Annotated in this window: 20 protein-coding genes; 17 read left to right on the forward strand and 3 right to left on the reverse strand. The window is 61.1% G+C overall.

What is annotated here, in order from left to right; all coding sequences use genetic code 11:
* Positions 1-436 precede the first annotated feature (436 nt).
* The 7 genes from hslV (at position 437) to EKA13_RS21460 (ending at position 8,180) form a co-directional block, all read left to right on the forward strand.
* Positions 437-967 (forward strand): ATP-dependent protease subunit HslV, encoded by a 531-nt coding sequence (gene hslV, locus EKA13_RS21430; RefSeq protein WP_065761255.1) that lies wholly within the window; start codon positions 437-439, stop codon positions 965-967.
* A gap of 77 nt (positions 968-1,044) precedes the next feature.
* The gene (gene hslU / locus EKA13_RS21435) at positions 1,045-2,382 is read left to right on the forward strand and encodes an ATP-dependent protease ATPase subunit HslU (protein WP_065761256.1); all 1,338 of its coding nucleotides are present in this window, start codon (positions 1,045-1,047) and stop codon (positions 2,380-2,382) included.
* 45 nt (positions 2,383-2,427) lie between these two features.
* A complete protein-coding gene (locus EKA13_RS21440; protein WP_065761257.1) occupies positions 2,428-2,805 on the forward strand; it encodes a gamma-butyrobetaine hydroxylase family protein in 378 nt (125 codons plus the stop codon).
* Between the two features lie 349 nt (positions 2,806-3,154).
* Positions 3,155-4,834 (forward strand): class II poly(R)-hydroxyalkanoic acid synthase, encoded by a 1,680-nt coding sequence (gene phaC, locus EKA13_RS21445; protein WP_065761258.1) that lies wholly within the window; start codon positions 3,155-3,157, stop codon positions 4,832-4,834.
* 61 nt (positions 4,835-4,895) lie between these two features.
* The gene (gene phaZ / locus EKA13_RS21450) at positions 4,896-5,747 is read left to right on the forward strand and encodes a poly(3-hydroxyalkanoate) depolymerase (protein WP_065761259.1); all 852 of its coding nucleotides are present in this window, start codon (positions 4,896-4,898) and stop codon (positions 5,745-5,747) included.
* 122 nt (positions 5,748-5,869) lie between these two features.
* Complete coding sequence (gene phaC, locus EKA13_RS21455) at positions 5,870-7,552, forward strand: class II poly(R)-hydroxyalkanoic acid synthase (RefSeq protein ID WP_065761260.1); 1,683 nt, start codon at positions 5,870-5,872, stop codon at positions 7,550-7,552.
* Positions 7,553-7,565: 13 nt separating this feature from the next.
* Complete coding sequence (locus tag EKA13_RS21460; RefSeq protein ID WP_065761261.1) at positions 7,566-8,180, forward strand: TetR/AcrR family transcriptional regulator; 615 nt, start codon at positions 7,566-7,568, stop codon at positions 8,178-8,180.
* Between the two features lie 67 nt (positions 8,181-8,247).
* On the opposite strand, the gene EKA13_RS21465 is transcribed toward EKA13_RS21460, so the two are convergent.
* From EKA13_RS21465 to EKA13_RS21475, 3 genes are all read right to left on the reverse strand, one after another.
* The gene (locus EKA13_RS21465) at positions 8,248-8,985 is read right to left on the reverse strand and encodes a phasin family protein (protein ID WP_065761262.1); all 738 of its coding nucleotides are present in this window, start codon (positions 8,983-8,985) and stop codon (positions 8,248-8,250) included.
* Positions 8,986-8,995: 10 nt separating this feature from the next.
* A complete protein-coding gene (locus tag EKA13_RS21470; protein ID WP_065761263.1) occupies positions 8,996-9,418 on the reverse strand; it encodes a phasin family protein in 423 nt (140 codons plus the stop codon).
* A 187-nt stretch (positions 9,419-9,605) separates the two neighbouring features.
* A complete protein-coding gene (locus EKA13_RS21475) occupies positions 9,606-9,881 on the reverse strand; it encodes a polyhydroxyalkanoic acid system family protein (protein WP_065761264.1) in 276 nt (91 codons plus the stop codon).
* Positions 9,882-10,011: 130 nt separating this feature from the next.
* Between EKA13_RS21475 and ubiE the strand changes: the two genes are divergently transcribed.
* The 10 genes from ubiE to EKA13_RS21525 all read left to right on the forward strand — a co-directional run.
* A complete protein-coding gene (gene ubiE / locus EKA13_RS21480) occupies positions 10,012-10,782 on the forward strand; it encodes a bifunctional demethylmenaquinone methyltransferase/2-methoxy-6-polyprenyl-1,4-benzoquinol methylase UbiE (RefSeq protein WP_065761274.1) in 771 nt (256 codons plus the stop codon).
* A complete protein-coding gene (locus EKA13_RS21485) occupies positions 10,782-11,405 on the forward strand; it encodes a ubiquinone biosynthesis accessory factor UbiJ (protein ID WP_065761265.1) in 624 nt (207 codons plus the stop codon). The genes ubiE and EKA13_RS21485 overlap by 1 nt, the downstream gene beginning before the upstream one ends.
* Complete coding sequence (gene ubiB / locus EKA13_RS21490; protein WP_065761266.1) at positions 11,402-13,009, forward strand: ubiquinone biosynthesis regulatory protein kinase UbiB; 1,608 nt, start codon at positions 11,402-11,404, stop codon at positions 13,007-13,009. The genes EKA13_RS21485 and ubiB overlap by 4 nt, the downstream gene beginning before the upstream one ends.
* A gap of 72 nt (positions 13,010-13,081) precedes the next feature.
* Positions 13,082-13,474 (forward strand): phosphoribosyl-AMP cyclohydrolase, encoded by a 393-nt coding sequence (gene hisI, locus EKA13_RS21495; protein ID WP_065761267.1) that lies wholly within the window; start codon positions 13,082-13,084, stop codon positions 13,472-13,474.
* Position 13,475: 1 nt separating this feature from the next.
* Positions 13,476-13,817, forward strand: coding sequence for a phosphoribosyl-ATP diphosphatase (locus tag EKA13_RS21500; protein ID WP_065761268.1), 342 nt, complete (start codon positions 13,476-13,478; stop codon positions 13,815-13,817).
* Positions 13,818-13,834: 17 nt separating this feature from the next.
* Positions 13,835-14,092: a twin-arginine translocase TatA/TatE family subunit gene (locus EKA13_RS21505; RefSeq protein WP_065761269.1), complete on the forward strand. Its 258-nt coding sequence runs from the start codon at positions 13,835-13,837 to the stop codon at positions 14,090-14,092.
* Between the two features lie 3 nt (positions 14,093-14,095).
* Positions 14,096-14,491 carry a Sec-independent protein translocase protein TatB gene (gene tatB, locus EKA13_RS21510; protein WP_065761270.1) on the forward strand — a complete coding sequence of 132 codons (396 nt, stop codon included), beginning with the start codon at positions 14,096-14,098 and terminating at the stop codon, positions 14,489-14,491.
* Positions 14,488-15,279, forward strand: a complete 792-nt coding sequence (gene tatC, locus EKA13_RS21515) for a twin-arginine translocase subunit TatC (RefSeq protein WP_065761271.1) — start codon at positions 14,488-14,490, stop codon at positions 15,277-15,279. The genes tatB and tatC overlap by 4 nt, the downstream gene beginning before the upstream one ends.
* Complete coding sequence (locus tag EKA13_RS21520) at positions 15,276-15,983, forward strand: 16S rRNA (uracil(1498)-N(3))-methyltransferase (RefSeq protein ID WP_065761272.1); 708 nt, start codon at positions 15,276-15,278, stop codon at positions 15,981-15,983. Before tatC ends, EKA13_RS21520 begins: the two co-directional genes overlap by 4 nt.
* 78 nt (positions 15,984-16,061) lie before the next feature.
* Positions 16,062-17,939: methyl-accepting chemotaxis protein (locus tag EKA13_RS21525; RefSeq protein WP_065761273.1), on the forward strand; the 1,878-nt coding region annotated here is incomplete at its 3' end.

Consider the following 17,939-nt stretch of genomic DNA (forward strand, 5'->3'; position numbering starts at 1 on the left):
ACATCGGGATCCTTGATGATCGGGTTGAGGGCCAGTACCTCTGGCACGCTAGACCCATTCTGCTGGGCGATGAGCACCAGCGTGTCGCCGGCTTTGACGGTGTAGGTGTTAACCAGCATCTGTTTGTCGTCCTTGTACGTTAGCGGCCCTCATGGCCAAGCCGCAGCCCTGAGTGCGCATAGCGATGAAGGTTGGGACGCTAACAAATGCCAATGAAAACCAATGTAGGACCAATCCCAAGCTCGCGACGTCCCTCTCCGAAAAACCAGTCGAGTCCCGTCGACCGTCGTATCCGCGTAAACCCGGACCGCACATGGGAAGCCGGCAAGACCCGCCAGCAAAACAACCGCTCATCCGTAGCAGTTGAAATACCCGTCATCACCCCCATATGAGTCTGCATCAGGCATTTTCGCCCCGCTGCGTGGAGACTCTCCCCTTGACCACCATCGTTTCAGTACGTCGCCACGGCAAAGTCGTCATGGGCGGCGACGGCCAGGTTTCTCTCGGCAACACCGTGATGAAAGGCAACGCGAAGAAAGTTCGTCGCCTGTACCACGGCCAGGTGCTCGCTGGCTTCGCTGGCGCCACCGCCGATGCGTTCACCCTGTTCGAGCGTTTTGAAGGCCAGCTGGAAAAGCACCAGGGCCACTTGATCCGCGCTGCCGTCGAACTGGCCAAGGAGTGGCGTACCGACCGCTCCCTGAGCCGCCTGGAAGCCATGCTCGCGGTCGCTAACAAAGATGCCTCGCTGATCATCACCGGCAACGGTGACGTGGTCGAGCCGGAAGATGGCCTGATTGCCATGGGCTCCGGCGGCAACTTTGCCCAGGCCGCCGCACGCGCGCTGCTGATGAAGACCGACCTGTCGGCCCGCGAAATTACCGAGACGGCCCTGGGTATCGCCGGCGATATCTGCGTGTTCACCAACCACAACCTGACCATCGAGGAAGAGGACCTGGCGGAGTAACCAGCTGTTCTGGCGCCCAGCATTTCATCGCTGGGCTTTTCCACGCTGAACTCATCGTTAAAGGACCACCTATCACCATGTCCATGACCCCCCGCGAAATCGTCCACGAACTCAACCGCCATATCATCGGCCAGGACGATGCCAAGCGCGCCGTCGCCATTGCCTTGCGCAACCGCTGGCGCCGGATGCAGCTGCCTTCTGAGCTGCGCGTCGAAGTGACCCCGAAGAACATCCTGATGATCGGCCCGACCGGCGTCGGTAAAACCGAAATCGCCCGGCGTCTGGCCAAGCTGGCCAACGCACCGTTCATCAAGGTCGAAGCGACCAAGTTCACTGAAGTCGGCTATGTGGGCCGAGACGTCGAGTCGATCATCCGCGACCTGGCCGATGCCGCCATCAAGCTGCTGCGCGAACAGGAAATGGTGCGCGTACGCCATCGCGCAGAGGACGCCGCCGAAGAGCGTATCCTCGACGCCCTGCTGCCACCGGCCCGCACAGGTTTCAACGAAGACGCCGCCCCGAGCCAGGACTCCAACACCCGTCAGCTGTTCCGTAAGCGCCTGCGTGAAGGCCAACTGGACGACAAGGAAATCGAGATCGAAGTCGCCGAGGCGATGGGCGTCGACATTTCTGCGCCGCCGGGCATGGAAGAGATGACCAACCAGTTGCAGAACCTGTTCGCCAACATGGGCAAGGGCAAGCGCAAGAGCCGCAAGCTCAAGGTCAAGGAAGCCCTGAAGCTGGTGCGCGACGAAGAAGCCGGGCGCCTGGTCAACGAAGAAGAACTCAAGGCCAAGGCCCTGGAAGCCGTCGAGCAGCACGGCATCGTGTTCATCGACGAAATCGACAAAGTCGCCAAGCGTGGCAACGTCGGCGGTGCCGATGTATCCCGTGAGGGCGTGCAACGCGACCTGCTGCCGCTGATTGAAGGCTGCACGGTGAACACCAAACTGGGCATGGTCAAGACCGACCACATCCTGTTCATCGCCTCGGGTGCGTTCCACCTGAGCAAGCCAAGCGACCTGGTTCCTGAACTGCAAGGCCGCCTGCCGATTCGTGTCGAACTCAAGGCCCTGAGCCCGCAAGACTTCGAGCGCATTCTCAGTGAGCCACATGCGTCGCTGACCGAACAGTACCGCGAACTGCTGAAGACCGAAGGCCTGAACATCGAGTTCACCCCGGAAGGCATCAAGCGCCTTGCCGAGATCGCCTGGCAGGTCAACGAGAAGACCGAGAACATCGGTGCCCGTCGCCTGCACACGCTGCTGGAGCGTCTGCTGGAAGAGGTGTCGTTCAGCGCTGGCGACCTGGCCAGTGCCCACAGCGAAACACCGATCCAGATCGACGCCGACTACGTCAACAGCCACCTGGGCGAATTGGCGCAGAACGAAGACCTGTCTCGTTATATTCTGTAAGCCTCACCCTCTTACAGGCAGGGCCGTTCGCGGCCCTGATCGCTTATGACTCGACTCCCCACCGCAATCAATCTGCACAAAGCCTCCAAGACCCTGAGCCTCAGCTATGGGCCCAACGAGGTCTACCACCTGCCCGCCGAGTTCCTGCGCGTGCACTCCCCCTCCGCCGAGGTCCAGGGCCACGGCACCCCAATCCTGCAATTCGGCAAGCTCGGGGTCGGCCTGAGCGCGATCGAACCGGCCGGCCAGTACGCACTGAAACTGACCTTCGATGACGGCCACGACAGCGGTCTGTTCACCTGGGAATACCTGGAGCAACTGTGCCTGCGCCAGGAACAGCTCTGGGCCGAGTACCTGGAGGAACTGGCCAAAGCCGGCAAATCCCGCGACCCTTCCGAGTCTGTCATCAAACTGATGCTCTAATCAGGCACTCTTGCGTTTTAGAGCGCATTTTCTAATTTGATCTGCTTGAATGCCTCTGCACAGCCAATGGATGGCTGGCGTGCGCAACACCTTAACGTCGGGTTACCAATGGATCTGGCAAGTTCCCTGCATCGTTTTTTTTGCAGGCTCTAGTCGAGATGCCGAAGTCGCGAGCGAGCGCAGGCTGTCTTCTCACGCAAAGACCACCCGCACGACGCGCCTTCGTTTTCATCCAGACACGCTGTACGCAGTTCGTTATCACTGGTCACCCGAGCAGTAGTACCGGCCTCTCCTGTGCCACCGCCACAGCCAAAACCGGTACTCGTCTCAGGACAACGGAGCGTCGTAGATGAGCAACAAGAACAACGATGACCTGCAGCGCCAAGCCTCGGAAAACACCCTGGGCTTAAACCCTGTAGTGGGCTTGCGCCGTAAGGATTTGCTGACTTCTGCCCGTATGGTGCTGCGCCAGGCCATCCGCCAGCCGCTGCACAGTGCCAAGCATGTCGCGCACTTCGGCATGGAACTCAAGGATGTCCTCTTCGGGAAGTCCAGCTTGCAACCGGAGAGCGATGATCGTCGCTTCAACGACCCGGCCTGGAGCCAGAACCCGCTGTATCGCCGCTACCTGCAGACCTACCTGGCCTGGCGCAAGGAATTGCACGACTGGATCGGCGACAGCAATCTGTCGGAACAAGACATCAGCCGTGGCCACTTCGTCATCAACCTGATGACCGAAGCCATGGCCCCGACCAATACGGCTGCCAACCCGGCTGCGGTGAAGCGCTTTTTCGAAACGGGCGGCAAGAGCCTGCTGGATGGTTTGTCCCACCTGGCCAAGGATCTGGTGAACAACGGCGGCATGCCCAGCCAGGTCAACATGGACGCCTTCGAGGTTGGCAAGAACCTGGGCACCACTGAAGGCGCCGTGGTGTTCCGCAACGAAGTACTGGAACTGATCCAGTACCAGCCAACGACCGAGCAAGTGCTTGAACGCCCGCTGCTGGTGGTACCGCCGCAGATCAACAAGTTCTACGTCTTTGACCTGAGCCCGGAGAAAAGCCTGGCACGCTTCTGCCTGCGCTCGAACGTGCAGACCTTTATCGTCAGTTGGCGAAACCCGACCAAGGCTCAGCGCGAATGGGGCCTGTCGACCTACATTGATGCACTGAAAGAAGCCGTCGACGCCGTGCTGGCGATTACCGGCTGCAAAGACCTGAACATGCTCGGCGCCTGCTCCGGTGGGATTACGTGCACCGCGCTGCTCGGCCATTATGCGGCGCTGGGCGAGAACAAGGTCAATGCCCTGACCCTGCTGGTCAGCGTACTCGACACCACCCTCGACAATCAGGTCGCACTGTTCGTCGACGAGCAGACCCTGGAAGCCGCCAAGCGACATTCCTACCAGGCCGGCGTACTGGAAGGCCGCGACATGGCCAAGGTATTCGCCTGGATGCGGCCCAACGACCTGATCTGGAACTACTGGGTCAACAACTACCTGCTGGGCAATGAACCTCCCGTGTTCGACATTCTGTTCTGGAACAACGACACCACGCGCCTGCCGGCTGCCTTTCACGGCGACCTGATCGAAATGTTCAAGAACAACCCATTGACCCGCGCCGATGCACTGGAAGTGTGCGGAACCCCTATCGACCTGAAGAAGGTCACCAGCGACATCTACAACGTAGCCGGTACTGCCGACCACATCACACCATGGCAGTCCTGCTACAGATCCGCACAGCTGTTCGGCGGCAACGTGGAGTTCGTGCTGTCCAATAGCGGCCATATCCAGAGCATCCTCAACCCGCCAGGCAACCCCAAGGCACGCTACCTGACGGGAGGTGAGCTGTTGCCACAGGCCAGCGAATGGCAGGAAAACGCCATCAAGCACCCAGACTCCTGGTGGCTGCACTGGCAAAACTGGCTGACAGAGCGCTCGGGAGAGCTGAAAAAAGCACCGACACGCCTTGGCAGCAAGGCCTATAGCGCAGGCGAAGCCGCACCGGGCACCTACGTTCACGAGCGTTGATACACCCGCCGCCGTGGCCTGCCGAGGGGCACGGCGCTTTATCCATCACAGGGGCTCGCGCATGCCGCAACCGTACGTTTTCAGAACTGTCGATCTGGATGGCCAATCCATCCGAACGGCAGTTCGCCCCGGCAAATCGCACTTGACGCCCTTGCTGATCTTCAACGGCATTGGGGCCAACCTGGAACTGGTGTTTCCATTCATCCAGGCGCTGGACCCGGACCTGGAAGTGATCGCCTTTGACGTGCCCGGTGTCGGCGGCTCCTCCACCCCGCGCCGCCCGTACCGCTTTCCTGGCCTGGCCAAACTGACCGCACGCATGCTCGATTACCTGGACTATGGCCAGGTCAATGTCATCGGGGTTTCCTGGGGTGGCGCCCTGGCGCAACAGTTCGCCCATGACTACCCGGAACGCTGCAAGAAACTGGTACTGGCGGCGACCGCTGCCGGTGCGGTCATGGTCCCCGGCAAGCCCAAGGTGCTGTGGTTGATGGCCAGCCCGAGGCGCTACATACAGCCCTCCCATGTCATCCGCATTGCCCCGGACATTTATGGCGGCGCATTTCGCCGCGACCCGGACCTGGCCTTGTCACACGCGGCCAAGGTGCGCTCTTCGGGCAAGCTGGGCTATTACTGGCAACTGTTCGCCGGCCTTGGCTGGACCAGCATCCACTGGCTGCACAAGATCCAGCAGCCAACCCTGGTGCTGGCCGGTGACGACGACCCCTTGATCCCACTGATCAATATGCGCCTGCTGGCCTGGCGAATTCCCAATGCCCAGCTACACATAATCGACGACGGCCATCTGTTCCTTGTCACCCGGGCCGAGGCCGTCGCACCGATCATCATGAATTTCCTCCAGCAGGAGCGCCAGCGGGCCGTGATGCATCCTCGGCCTGCACCTGGCGGTTGAGCGGTGCCCTGGCCTGTCGCTTGCGTGCGTGGCAGAAAGGCTCCGCCAGAACCGCAAAGCGCAATTGGTGCCGCACTTGCATGGATGAGTGTGTTGATGGCTTGACGACGGAGTGTTGCCTGATGAAAGACAGACCCGCGAAGGGCGTACCACCGGCCCCCGCCACCTATATCAACGCGCAGAACGCGATCACCGGATTGCGCGGCCGCGACTTGATCTCGACCTTGCGTAGCGTCAGTCGCCATGGTTTGCGCCACCCGCTGTACACAGCCAAACACATGCTGGCCCTGGGAGGACAGTTGGGTCGGGTGCTACTGGGCGATACCCCTCATCAACCCGGCCCTCGCGACGAGCGCTTCAACGATCCGACCTGGCGCCAAAACCCTTTTTATCGGCGTGGCCTGCAGGCCTACCTGAGCTGGCAGAAGCAGACAAGCCAGTGGATCGACGGCAGCCAACTGAGCCATGACGACCGCGCCCGTGCGCACTTCCTGTTTTCACTGATCAACGATGCCCTGGCCCCGAGCAACTCACTGCTCAACCCGCTTGCGGTGAAGGAGCTGTTTAACACCGGCGGCCTGAGCCTGCTGCGTGGTCTGAACCATCTGCTTGAGGACCTGCGGCACAATGACGGGATGCCCCGGCAGGTCAACCGGGAGGCCTTTGAGGTCGGCAAGACACTGGCCACCACACCCGGCGCCGTGGTGTTTCGCAACGAACTGCTGGAGCTGATCCAGTACAAGCCGATAAGCGAGAAACAGTACGCCCGGCCCTTGCTGGTGGTGCCCCCTCAGGTCAACAAGTTCTATATCTTCGACCTCAGCCCGCACAACAGCTTCGTCCAGTACATGCTCAAGAATGGCCTGCAGGTGTTCATGATCAGCTGGCGCAACCCTGACCCGCGCCACCGTGAGTGGGGCCTGTCCAGCTATGTGCAGGCCCTGGAAGAAGCCACCAACGCCTGCCGAGCCATCAGCGGCAGCCGAGACGTGAACCTCATGGGGGCCTGCGCAGGTGGTTTGACCATGGCCGCGCTACAGGGCCATTTGCAAGCCAAGCGCCAGTTGCGTCGGGTACACAGCGCCACCTACCTGGTGAGCCTGCTCGACAGCCAATTCGACAGCCCGGCCAGCCTGTTCATCGACGAACAGACCCTGGAAGCCGCCAAACGACGCTCCTACCAGCACGGTGTGCTCGACGGGCGCGAAATGGCCCGCGTGTTCGCCTGGATGCGCCCCAACGATCTGGTCTGGAACTACTGGATCAACAATTACCTGCTGGGCAAGTCGCCACCGGCGTTCGATATCCTCTACTGGAACAACGACAGCACCCGCCTGCCCGCCGCGCTGCACGGCGACCTATTGGACTTCTACAAGCACAACCCGCTAGCCCACGCCGCTGGCCTGGAAGTGTGCGGCACCCCCATCGACTTGCAGAAGGTTACGCTCGACAGCTTCACCGTGGCCGGCGACAACGACCACATCACCCCATGGGATGCGGTCTATCGCTCGACCCTGCTGCTCGGCGGTGAACGGCGCTTCCTGCTGGCCAACAGCGGGCATATCCAGAGCATCATCAACCCGCCGGGCAATCCCAAGGCCTGGTTCATGGAAAACCCGAAACTGAGCAGTGACCCACGCGCCTGGTTCTATGACGCCAAGCAGGTCGATGGCAGCTGGTGGCCGACGTGGCTGGAATGGATACAGAAACGCTCCGGGACGCAACGCGAAACCCTGAATGTACTCGGCAACCCAAACTTTCCCCCCATGGACCCCGCACCCGGCACCTACGTGCAGGTGCGCTGAACAAGAAGAACGGATGAAAACCCGCGACCGTATCCTTGAGTGTGCCCTGCAACTGTTCAACCAACAGGGTGAACCCAACGTCTCAACTCTGGAGATCGCCAATGAAATGGGCATCAGCCCGGGCAACCTGTATTACCACTTCCATGGCAAGGAGCCCCTGGTACTCGGGCTGTTCGAGCGTTTCGAGGAAGAACTGACGCCGCTGCTCGATCCACCGGTCGACCTGCGCCTGGATGCCGAGGACTACTGGCTGTTTCTGCACCTGATCGTCGAACGCATGGCCCAGTACCGCTTCCTGTTCCAGGACCTGTCGAACCTGGCCGGACGCCTGCCACGCCTGGCACGCGGTATCCGCAACCTGCTCAACGCGCTCAAGCGCACCCTCGCCGCCCTGCTGTCCAGCCTCAAGGCGCAAGGCCAGATCAAGGGCGACACGCGCACCCTCGGCCAATTGGTCGAGCAGATCACCCTGACCCTGCTGTTCTCGATGGATTACCAGCGCATCCTGGCTCGCGACAGCCAGGTCGGCATCGTCGTCTATCAGGTGATGATGCTGGTCGCACCGCACCTTGAGCCTGCGCCACGGCATGCGGCCGAACAGCTCGCGCTGCGTTATCTGGACGATTGACAGCCTCACCGGCCAGAACTGAAAACGCCCGGCACACAGGCCGGGCGCTTGTCGACAGCCGCCTCGATCAGGCCTGGCTGGTAGATGCCGGGGTCGCCGACGGCGTACCGCTGACCGGGGCTGGCGCCGCGCTTGCTGCTGGCGTGGCGGCCGGTGTGGCGTTCACGGTTGCAGCAGGCTTGGCGGCCGGTGCCTTTTTCACGGCTGGCTTTCTTGCCACGGGCGGCTTGGCGGCAGCGGGCTTGGCCGCGGCTTTTGCAACTGCAGGCTTGGCTGCCGGTTTAGCTGCTGCAGTCTTGGCTGCAGGTTTGGCGGCAGCTTTCGGTGCGGCTTTGGCCAGTGGCTTGGCAGCCGGTTTGGCCGCCGCTGGCTTGGCCGAAACCGACTTGACCGAGGCGCCGGTGAGTTTCTCGATTTGCTTGGTCAGGGTATCGACCTGCTGATGCAGGGCCTTGACCTCATTGCGGCTAGGCACCCCCAGACGCGAAATCGCACTGTTCAGGCGCTTGTCGAAGGCTTCTTCGAGCTCGCTCCACTTGCCCAGCGCCCGCTCCTTCACATCGCCAACCCGTGATTTCGCGGACTTTGCCGAACTCTTTGCAGCATCTACCTGCTCGTCGACCCGGGTCTTGGCCTGCTTCTCGGCTTTCTCGCCATCCTTGACCAGAGTTTCGAACAACTTACTGCCATCGTTGCTGATCTTTGAGTAAGCGCCCAAGCCTGCCAGCCAGATCTGACGGGAGTACTTTTCGACCTCGCCGACCCAGGAGCTGCCTTCTTTTTCTACTTTCTTCTTGCCAGCCATCCCGCTCTCCTTAGTGTTTACGTGCAACGTGTTCGAGCAATGCTGTCAGCTCATCGAGCTTGGCAGAAAGTGTCTCCACGTCATGTTTAGACGGAATGCCGATACGATTCAAGGCGCTGGCGACGCGTGTGTCGAATGCCTTCTCGATTTTATCGAGCTGCACTTCGACCTTGCCTTTGACGCCACTGATCTCATCCTTGACCGAATCGATCTGGCTGTTGGCCGCGTCAAGCTCATGGTCGATACGCTTTTTGCCGCGCTTTTCGATACCTTCGCCCGCCTTGACCAACTCTTTCAAATAGTCGGCACCTTCCTGCCCGACCCGGGCATAGGCTCCCAGGCCTGCCAGCCAGATCTTGCGCGCGTAGCCGCGCACCTCACCCAGCGTGCCGCTCTGGGCATGCTCTTTTTGCTTCAGGGAAACCTTGGCCATGCTCTGCACCTCACGTTGATCGCGGAAATGGAGAAACTGCCCACGAGGTCGGGGCTTGTGCACAAGGTAGGGGGAAAAATTAGAATGCTCACCCTAAGGCGAGATAACCGCACTACGCCCTTCGCGGTAAAGCCGGCGCCTGTGACGATGACAGGTACCGGCGTTGCAGGCGAAGAGCACCGAGATGTCAGGCCAGGGCCTTGTCCAGCGCCCGTTCGATTTCAGCCTTGATGGTCCCGCCCATCATCGACAGCATCATCCCCAGTTTCAATTCGACGCGAATGCTGTCGTCACCGATCTGAATGCTGCCATTGGCGCCACTGCGCTTGACCTGGACGGTGTCGCCTTCCCACTGTGCCTTGAGGTCATACTCCCGGGCCAGGCGCTCCACCAGGGCTTCGGCCTTCTGCCGGGCCGCCTCGCGGCCTAGGCTGTGTCTACGTTCAACGCTGATCTGGGTCATTCAATCAATCCTGGCTAAGAAGGCATACTGGCGGCCTATATTAGCCCGCCCCCCTCCTGCGACACAGCCCGCCAAGACAAATCACGCCGCACGCCCTAGAATGGCGGTAATTTTTTCCGGTGACAGCGATATGAACGATCAGCGCAAAGGCGAAAACGCCGAAACCACCACTCACTTCGGCTACCAGAGCGTGCCGGAAAGCCAGAAGGCGGAAAAGGTCGCTGAGGTTTTCCACTCGGTGGCGGGTAAGTATGACTTGATGAACGATGTGCTTTCCGGCGGCATGCACCGCCTGTGGAAGCGCTTCACCATTGAACTGTCGGGCGTTCGCAGCGGTAACCGCGTCCTCGACATCGCCGGCGGTACCGGCGATTTGACCCGCAAGTTCTCCCACCTGGTCGGCCCGACCGGTCAGGTCGTACTGGCCGACATCAACGCCTCGATGCTCAAGGTCGGGCGTGATCGGCTGCTCGACCTGGGTGTGGCTGGCAACGTCGAGTTCGTCCAGGCCGATGCCGAAAAGCTGCCCTTCCCGGACAACCATTTCGACTGCGTCACCATCGCCTTCGGCCTGCGCAACGTCACCCACAAGGAAGACGCCCTGCGCTCCATGCTGCGAGTGCTCAAGCCCGGTGGCCGTCTGCTGGTGCTGGAGTTCTCCAAGCCGACCAACAAGGTGATGTCCAAGGTTTACGATGCCTATTCGTTCGCCTTCATGCCGCTGATGGGCAAGCTGATCACCAACGACGCCGAGAGCTACCGCTACCTGGCCGAATCGATCCGCATGCACCCGGATCAGGAAACCCTCAAGGCGATGATGGTTGAAGCCGGTTTTGACCGCGTGACCTATCACAACATGACCAGCGGCATCGTTGCCCTGCACCGCGGCATCAAACCCTGATGTTGCTGAGCGGCCTTCTCGCCAGTGTCGAACACGGGGTCAACCGTGTTTTGCGCCTGGACAGCACGGCACTGCCACGCCTGGCACGGCTCGAGGGCAAGGTAATTGCCATCGACTGCCGCCAGCCAGCGCTGCAGTTGTTCATCCTGCCCAGCGATGAAGGCCTGCTGTTCGCCGCGCATTGGGCAAACGACGCCGACTGCACCCTGCGTGCACCGGCTTCAAGCCTGATGCGCCTGGCCATGAGCAAGGACAAGACCGCCGTGCTGCACAGCCCGGAGGTCGAACTCGACGGTGACAGTGGAGCACTGCTGGACCTGGTCGCAGTGCTACAAGACCTTGAACTGGACTGGGAGTATGAAGTCTCCCGCTGGCTCGGGCCGGTGGCCACGCAACTGATCAGCGGTCACCTGCGCAGCCGCGCCCAGTGGACCCGCCAAGGCCTGTCCAGCCTCAACCAGAACATCGCCGAGTACCTGGCCGAAGAGGCCCGGACACTGGTTGGGCAGCGCGAAGCAGAGGTGCGCTTCAGCGAGCTCGACACACTCAAAGTCGATATAGAACGTCTCGAGGCGCGTATTGAGCGCCTTGCCCGATCCCTTGAATCCAGCGATAACGCATGAAGCTGCTTGCCGTCCGCCGTCTGTTGCGCATCCAGCGCGTCGTAATCCGCTACCGTCTCGATGACCTGCTGTTCGCCCTGCCGTTGCCCTGGTGGCTGATGGCGCTGCGTTTCGTCATGCCGTGGCGCTGGCTGCCACGCAAGCCCGTGGCGCTGAGCCGTGGCGCACGCCTGCGCCTGGCGTTGCAGGATCTGGGGCCGATCTTCATCAAGTTCGGTCAGTTATTGTCGACCCGCCGCGACCTGCTGTCCGAAGACATTGCCGATGAGCTGATGTTGCTGCAGGACCGCGTACCGCCGTTCGATCCGCAAAAAGCCATCGCCATGATCGAGGAACAACTCGGGGCGAAAATCAGCGAAGTGTTCAGGCGCTTCGACGTCGAGCCCTTGGCTTCGGCCTCTGTGGCCCAGGTACATGCGGCGCAGCTGAAAAGTGGCGAAGAAGTGGTGGTCAAGGTCGTACGCCCGGGCCTCAAACCCATCATTGCCCAAGACCTGGCCTGGCTGTTCCTGATTGCCCGTGCCGCCGAGCGGCTCTCATCCGACGCTCGCCTGCTGCACCCCGTGGAAGTGGTCAGCGACTACGAAAAGACCATCTACGACGAACTCGACCTGTTGCGCGAGGCAGCCAACGCCAGCCAGCTCAAGCGCAATTTCGAAGGTTCGGAAATGATGTACGTTCCGCAGGTGTACTGGGACTGGTGCCGGCCGAAAGTGCTGGTCATGGAGCGCATCTACGGCATTCAGGTTACAGACCTGGCGACCCTGGCCGATCAGCGCACCGACATGAAGATGCTCGCCGAGCGCGGCGTCGAGATCTTCTTTACCCAGGTATTTCGCGACAGTTTCTTCCATGCCGACATGCACCCCGGCAACATCTTCGTCAGTACCGTGAAGCCGTGGAGCCCGAAGTACATCGCCATCGACTGCGGCATCGTCGGCAGCCTGACCCCCGAGGACCAGGACTACCTGGCGCGCAACCTGTTCGCGTTCTTCAAGCGTGACTACCGCCGCGTCGCGCAATTGCATATCGATTCGGGCTGGGTGCCTGCGCACACCAAACTGAACGAGTTCGAGGCGGCGATCCGCACCGTGTGCGAACCGATCTTCGAGAAACCGCTGAAGGACATCTCCTTCGGCCAGGTCCTGATGCGCTTGTTCCAGACGGCCCGGCGTTTCAACATGGAAGTCCAGCCTCAGCTGGTACTGCTGCAGAAAACCCTGCTGAACATCGAGGGCCTGGGCCGTCAGCTCTACCCCGAGCTAGACCTGTGGAGCACCGCACAGCCGTTCCTGGAGCGCTGGATGCGTGATCGCGTCAGCCCGAAATCGTTGCTGCAGAACCTGCACAACCAGGTTGAACAGGTACCCCATCTGGCCGGTATGGCCCGCGACCTGCTCGAACGCCTGTCGCAACCGCATGCCAGCGAGCAATCACCGGCCCGGCGCCAGAACACCGACAGCTGGGCGCTGCGCCTGTTGGGCGCCGGCCTGCTCGCCGGTGGCGCAACCCTCGCCGCGGGTGCCATCAGCCTCAGTGCTCCCGCGGCCTGGCCGGCCTGGCTGATGCTCGCCGCCGGGCTCTACCTGATCGTGCGTCGATAGCCAGCCAGGCACCTGGCTGGCAAACTAGCGAAAACATTCGACATAAGATCGAGTGTGGTTTTGGAGTTTTTCATGAAAGACTGGCTGGACGAGATCAACTGGAACAGCGACGGTTTGGTACCGGCGATCGCCCAGGACCACAAGACCGGGCGCGTACTGATGATGGCCTGGATGAACCGCGAAGCACTGACCCTGACTGCCGCTGAGCAGCGTGCCATCTACTGGTCGCGTTCGCGTGGCAAACTGTGGCGTAAGGGTGAGGAGTCGGGGCATGTGCAAAAACTGCACGAAATGCGCCTGGACTGCGACGCCGACGTGATCATCCTGATGGTCGAGCAGTTGGGCCATATCGCCTGCCATACCGGCCGTGAAAGCTGCTTCTATCGTGTCTTCGAGAACGGCGAATGGAAAACCGTCGACCCGGTTCTGAAGGATCCACAAGCCATCTACAGCGCAGGACACTGACATGAGCGACACCCTGACCCGTCTGGCCGAAGTGCTGGAGGCGCGCAAAGGCGCAGCACCCGACAGCTCCTACGTCGCCAGCCTGTACCACAAGGGCCTGAACAAAATCCTGGAAAAGGTCGGCGAAGAATCGATCGAGACTATCATTGCTGCCAAGGATGCTGCTGCCAGTGGCGACTACAGCGATGTCATCTACGAAACCGCAGACCTGTGGTTCCATAGCTTGGTAATGCTGGCCTCGTTGGGACAGCACCCCCAAGCGGTACTGGACGAACTGGACCGTCGCTTTGGCCTGTCCGGGCACGCCGAAAAAGCTGCGCGCAAGCCAGACCTGACTGAATAAATTCGAAGGAGTGCACCATGGGTATTTTTGACTGGAAACACTGGATCGTACTGTTGGTCGTCGTGGTGCTGGTGTTCGGCACCAAGAAGCTGAAGAACTTCGGCAGCGACCTGGGCGAATCGATCAAGGGCTTTCGCAAGGCCATGAACGAGGAAGACAAGCCCGCCGACGCAGCGCCTGCCCAACCTACCCAGGCACACTCATCGCAAACCATCGACGGCCAGGCACACAAGGTCGAAGAACCCGTCCGGCAAGAACCGGTCCGGAAGGACTAACCCATGTTCGGGATCAGCTTCTCCGAGCTGCTGCTCGTCGGCCTGGTTGCCTTGCTGGTACTTGGCCCAGAACGCCTGCCCGGCGCGGCGCGCACTGCGGGCCTGTGGATCGGGCGGCTCAAGCGCAGCTTCAATTCAATCAAGCAGGAAGTGGAACGTGAGATCGGCGCCGACGAAATTCGTCGCCAGTTGCACAACGAGCACATCCTCTCGATGGAGCAAGAAGCGCGCAAGATCCTCAATCCGCAGAGCGTAGCGCCCCAGCCTTTCCAGCCACCGGCTGAAAGCAGCACCGCACAGCCAGCGCCGAGCCAGACGCCAGCTGCCACGGACGCACCCGCTGCACCTGCTGCGCCTGCGCCTCTCAACGATTCGCCACAACCGCCGCGAGCCCCATGAGCGATATCCCGGAAAACGACCAGCCAATGCCGCTGGTTTCACACCTCACTGAACTGCGCACACGCCTGTTGCGTTGTGTTGCGGCCATCTTCCTGATCTTCGCCGGGCTGTTCTCCTTCGCGCAGCAGATCTACACCCTGGTGTCGGCGCCGTTACGCGCGCACCTTCCGGCCAACGCAACGATGATCGCCACCGATGTGGCCTCGCCGTTCCTGACGCCGTTCAAGCTGACCATGATCGTCTCGCTGTTTCTGGCGATCCCGCTGATCCTGCATCAGATCTGGGGGTTTATCGCGCCGGGCCTGTATCGCCACGAAAAGCGTATCGCCGTGCCCCTGCTGGTATCGAGCATCCTGCTGTTCTATGCCGGCATGGCCTTCGCCTACTTTTTGGTGTTCCCACTGATTTTCGGCTTCTTTGCCAGTGCGACACCGGAAGGCGTCTCGATGATGACGGACATCGCCAGTTATCTGGACTTCGTCATGACCCTGTTCTTCGCCTTCGGCGTTGCCTTTGAAATTCCGGTGGCGGTGGTGCTGCTAGTCTGGATCGGCGTGGTCGACGTCAAGTACCTGAAGAAGATACGCCCTTACGTGATCATCGGCTGCTTCGTCGTCGGCATGATCCTGACCCCGCCAGACATCTTCTCGCAGACGCTGCTGGCAGTGCCCATGTGGCTGCTGTTCGAGATTGGCGTACTGTTCGGCGGCCTGATCCGCAAGCGCAGCGAACACCCTGAGGCACCGGAGCAAGACCACAACGACCAGCCGCCAGCGACCCAAGCGTGAACCTGCTGTTACTTGAGGAAGCCGACTTCGTTGCGGCTGACCGGGTGGTGCTGGGCGACCGCCGCTTTACCCACATGCAGGAAATTCACCGGGTAGCGGTCGGTGACAACCTGCGGGTTGGCCGCCTTGGCGGGCAAATGGGCCAGGCTCAGGTATTGCGACTGGAAGGGCATGAGGCAGAGTTGCAGGTCACCTTCGACCAGCCGCCACCGGCCAAGCTGCCGCTCACCCTGGTGCTGGCACTGCCTCGTCCCAAGATGCTACGCCGGGTGTTCCAGACCATTGCAACCATGGGCGTACCGAAACTGATACTGGTCAACAGCTACCGGGTCGAGAAGAGTTTCTGGCAAACGCCGTTCCTTGAGCCCAACGCCATTCGCGAGCAGTTGATTCTCGGCCTTGAACAGGCACGCGACACCATGCTGCCCGAAGTGATCATCGAGAAGCGCTTCAAGCCGTTTGTCGAAGATCGCCTACCAGCCATCAGTGCCGGCACCCTCGGGCTGGTCGGTCATCCCGGTAATCACCCCCACTGCCCACGCGGCCTGAACGAGCCGGTAACCCTGGCCATTGGCCCGGAGGGTGGCTGGATCCCCTATGAAATCGATCTACTGAACAAGGCCGGCCTGACGCCGGTACAGCTCGGTGACCGAATCCTACGCGTGGAAACGGCAGTAACCGCATTGCTCGCCAGACTTTTCTGACTTCAGGTTCAATGATCGAGGCCGATGCATTGGCATTAGAACAATGAATCGCCTCGACCGCTGGCAAGGAGTCGCACCATGTACCGTTGGTTCTCCCATCAACTCGGCAATCTCAGCGTTAACCTGAAACTCGGGATTGGCTTTGGCCTGGTGCTGCTGTTAACCCTGATCATCACCTTCACCGGCTGGCAGGGCTTGCAGGGGGTTATCGACCGCGGCGACAAGCTTGCAGCAATCTCCCGCGTGAGCCAGCAGACCCAGGAGCTACGCAATCAGCGCCTGAACTATGAAAAAGAGCGCACGGCAGAGGCAGCAGCCAATGTAGAAAAAGCCTTGGCGGCCCTGGATGACAACCTGCAGCAGGTGCGCAAGCGCATCAACGACAGCCAGGACAAAGACCGCCTCGGTCGCCAGATCGATGCCGTAGCCGAGTACCAGCGAGCCTTTACCGACCTCAAACAGGCGGCACAAGATCGCGAGCATAGCCGTGGGCAACTGGGTACGAGCGCTGACCGCGCTGCCGGCCTGCTCGAGCAGATTGAGCAGCAATTGCTCAAAAGTGAAAGCTTGAGCCAGTTCAACAGCGCAATGACCGTTGACAAGTTGCTGCAGAATGCGCGCTTTCAAGTGCGCGGCTACACCTACAGCGGCAAGCCAGAGTTTGAACAAACCGCCACCGCCGCCATCGATCAGGCCGCAGCCCAGCTCAACGCCCTGATCGACAAATTGCCGACCGAGCACACTGAGTCACTGACCAACGCCGGCCAGGCGCTAGCCGGCTACCGAGCAGCCGTTGGCCTCTACCGTGACGCCCAATTGGCCAGCGAACACGCCCTGCAGCGCATGGCACAGCAGGGCCAGGTGTTGCTCGACCTGAGTCGCGAGCTGACGCTGTCGCAAACCCAGCAGCGCGATGACGAGTCGCAGCACGCCAAGCTGATGCTCACACTCGCCACAGGCCTGGCACTGCTGCTGGGTGTTATCGCCGCCTGGGTCATCACGCGACAAATCATCGTACCCTTGCGCCATACGCTGGCCGTGGTCGACCGTGTTGCCGACGGCGACCTGAGCCAACACCTCAACGTCGAGCGCAGCGACGAACTGGGCCAGTTGCAACGCAGCATGCAACGCATGACCCACAACCTGCGCGAACTGATCGGTGGTATCGGCGATGGGGTTACGCAGATTTCCAGCGCAGCCGAACAGCTGTCGGCTGTCACTGAGCAGACCAGCGCTGGGGTCAACAACCAGAAGGTTGAAACCGATCAGGTCGCAACGGCCATGAACGAGATGGCCGCAACCGTGCAGGAAGTGGCACGCAACGCCGAGGAAGCCTCCGAAGCGGCGGTAATGGCCGACCAGCAGGCCCGCGAAGGAGATCGGGTGGTGGGCGAGGCCATCGCCCAGATTGAGCGCCTGGCGACCGAAGTGGAACACTCCAGCGAAGCCATGAGCCAGCTCAAGACCGAAAGCGACAAGATCGGTAGTGTCCTCGACGTGATCAAGGCCGTGGCCCAGCAAACCAACCTGCTAGCCCTCAACGCAGCCATCGAGGCTGCCAGAGCAGGTGAAGCCGGGCGTGGTTTTGCCGTAGTGGCCGACGAAGTGCGCAGCCTGGCACAACGCACACAGCACTCGACCGAGGAGATCGAAGCGTTGATCGCCAGCCTGCAACACGGCACCCAGCAAGCGGCCAGCGTGATGGACAGCAGCCGCGGCCTGACCGAAAGCAGCGTCGAACTGACCCGTCGTGCCGGCACCTCGCTGGAGACGATCACCCGTACCGTGTCGTCCATCCAGTCGATGAACCAGCAGATCGCCGCAGCGGCAGAACAACAGAGCGCCGTGGCAGAAGAGATCAACCGCAGCGTGATGAATGTGCGCGACGTCTCCGACCAGACCTCCGCTGCCAGTGAGGAGACCGCAGCCTCCAGCGTCGAGCTGGCGCGCCTGGGC

Source organism: Pseudomonas defluvii (assembly GCF_001695625.1).
Lineage (GTDB): Bacteria > Pseudomonadota > Gammaproteobacteria > Pseudomonadales > Pseudomonadaceae > Aquipseudomonas > Aquipseudomonas defluvii.

Coding starts and splice junctions, on each gene's coding strand:
- phaC (WP_065761258.1), top strand. CDS start 3,155: ATGAGCAACAAGAACAACGATGACCTGCAGCGCCAAGCCTCGGAAAAC.
- hisI (WP_065761267.1), top strand. CDS start 13,082: ATGAAAGACTGGCTGGACGAGATCAACTGGAACAGCGACGGTTTGGTA.
- phaZ (WP_065761259.1), top strand. CDS start 4,896: ATGCCGCAACCGTACGTTTTCAGAACTGTCGATCTGGATGGCCAATCC.
- EKA13_RS21470 (WP_065761263.1), bottom strand. CDS start 9,418: ATGGCCAAGGTTTCCCTGAAGCAAAAAGAGCATGCCCAGAGCGGCACG.
- EKA13_RS21465 (WP_065761262.1), bottom strand. CDS start 8,985: ATGGCTGGCAAGAAGAAAGTAGAAAAAGAAGGCAGCTCCTGGGTCGGC.
- phaC (WP_065761260.1), top strand. CDS start 5,870: ATGAAAGACAGACCCGCGAAGGGCGTACCACCGGCCCCCGCCACCTAT.
- EKA13_RS21505 (WP_065761269.1), top strand. CDS start 13,835: ATGGGTATTTTTGACTGGAAACACTGGATCGTACTGTTGGTCGTCGTG.
- tatC (WP_065761271.1), top strand. CDS start 14,488: ATGAGCGATATCCCGGAAAACGACCAGCCAATGCCGCTGGTTTCACAC.
- EKA13_RS21475 (WP_065761264.1), bottom strand. CDS start 9,881: ATGACCCAGATCAGCGTTGAACGTAGACACAGCCTAGGCCGCGAGGCG.
- ubiE (WP_065761274.1), top strand. CDS start 10,012: ATGAACGATCAGCGCAAAGGCGAAAACGCCGAAACCACCACTCACTTC.
- ubiB (WP_065761266.1), top strand. CDS start 11,402: ATGAAGCTGCTTGCCGTCCGCCGTCTGTTGCGCATCCAGCGCGTCGTA.
- EKA13_RS21485 (WP_065761265.1), top strand. CDS start 10,782: ATGTTGCTGAGCGGCCTTCTCGCCAGTGTCGAACACGGGGTCAACCGT.
- tatB (WP_065761270.1), top strand. CDS start 14,096: ATGTTCGGGATCAGCTTCTCCGAGCTGCTGCTCGTCGGCCTGGTTGCC.
- EKA13_RS21500 (WP_065761268.1), top strand. CDS start 13,476: ATGAGCGACACCCTGACCCGTCTGGCCGAAGTGCTGGAGGCGCGCAAA.
- EKA13_RS21440 (WP_065761257.1), top strand. CDS start 2,428: ATGACTCGACTCCCCACCGCAATCAATCTGCACAAAGCCTCCAAGACC.
- EKA13_RS21460 (WP_065761261.1), top strand. CDS start 7,566: ATGAAAACCCGCGACCGTATCCTTGAGTGTGCCCTGCAACTGTTCAAC.
- hslU (WP_065761256.1), top strand. CDS start 1,045: ATGTCCATGACCCCCCGCGAAATCGTCCACGAACTCAACCGCCATATC.